1 protein-coding gene is annotated in these 1,378 nt (G+C 37.7%); it reads right to left on the bottom strand.

Translation table 11 applies throughout. From position 1 onward, the window contains the following. Positions 1–61: 61 nt before the first annotated feature. Positions 62–1,378, bottom strand: a 1,317-nt coding sequence (locus tag Q1553_RS08185; RefSeq protein WP_300842917.1) for a major outer membrane protein, incomplete at its 5' end; no start/stop codon positions are given.

The raw sequence follows: 1,378 nt of genomic DNA, 5'->3' as shown, positions 1-1,378 counted from the left end.
TTCCATTTAACCTCCAAAACAAGATTCTATGAATAGTTCATAGAATCTTAAAATTTAACCATTAAAACGCATAAACAATTTCTACTTTGAATTGATTTCTATCTTCTGAATCTGTTTGTGGAGAAATATAACTTCCGCTACGCTCTGTTTTTAAAAACGCATAATAGGTATAGATTTCTAAGTTTTCATTGTATCCCCAAGTAAGATTTGGTGTAATTTCATAAAAGTCAATGTCTGTTGTAGTGCGATTTGGAATATCTTTGACTTTATTTTTGCCATTGACATAATCTATTCCAATATTTAGATTCTCAAGTAAATCATAAGACAAAGACGCATAAAAGACATCTAAGTCTTTTTCTGTATTTTTGTTGATTGCGCCCCCAATCGCAGAAAAATTCACTCCTGTGGCATCGTAATTATCAAACCAAACCGCGCCCGCCATTTGCAATGCACCCTCATCGTCCAAAGAGACTGCGAAATTATCTTTTGTGTTTGTAATGTAGCCAAGATTTAAACCTAATGGAATCTCTAATTTTGCTAAATCTACACCGGCTTCAAGGCTGATAAAGTCGCTTTTTGTTTGCATTCTATTATAAGCTCCACCCAAAGCTTGCACGAGAGTTGCCACCCCAGAGCTTTGTGTTTGTGTGTAGGCGTATTGTCCGCTTAAATGAAAGAAATCTTGATAGAATCCAAGCTGATAAAAGAATGCGGAATCCACAATATCATCAATATGGAAATACCAAAGTTGTGATTCTACGTTGCCAAAGTCAAACTCCCAATTCCCAATTCCCGCAAGCAGATAGAGCGGTTTAGTAATGCTTGTTTCTTGCGGTAAATCATCTTTTGTATCATCTAATGCCCAAGAGTCAAATGCTCCTGCGACTAAACTAACGCTAGGCAAATCACTATTAACAAACAAAATCCCCGTTCCTCTGTCCTCTCCCACATCATTTAGAGGTGTATCTAAGCGCATTTTGCCAAGTGTGATATTTGTGCTTGTGGAATCAGGCGTAATCACTGCATTAAAAGTGCTTACGCCAAAGCTATTATCTTTGCCAGAACCTAGCCCATAACCCAAAAAGGATTCCGAATTTTCTATTGTGCCATCTTCGTTTAAATCCACGCCTTTGCCGTGATTTGTGTTTTGAGAATTTTCATAATAAATTCCGAGATTAAGTGCGATATTCTCTGAAGCAGGGATTTTAAACTCTGCTTCTGCGTGCCAAGTATGCTCTACATCGCCGCTTTTTTCGCCATCTTTGTTAAATTGAGGATTCTTAAAACGATTGTCTTCGTATTCATAACGCAAAAATCCGCTGACATCTATTCCCTTTATTGCTTCTTCTAGGCTCTGTGCATTTGCGTTTGCCGCAAG

This window comes from Helicobacter sp. UBA3407, assembly GCF_949747025.1.
Lineage (GTDB): Bacteria > Campylobacterota > Campylobacteria > Campylobacterales > Helicobacteraceae > Helicobacter_D > Helicobacter_D ganmani.
The sequence above is the reverse complement of the archived record's forward strand: the minus strand, read 5'-3'. Positions and strand labels throughout refer to the sequence as shown.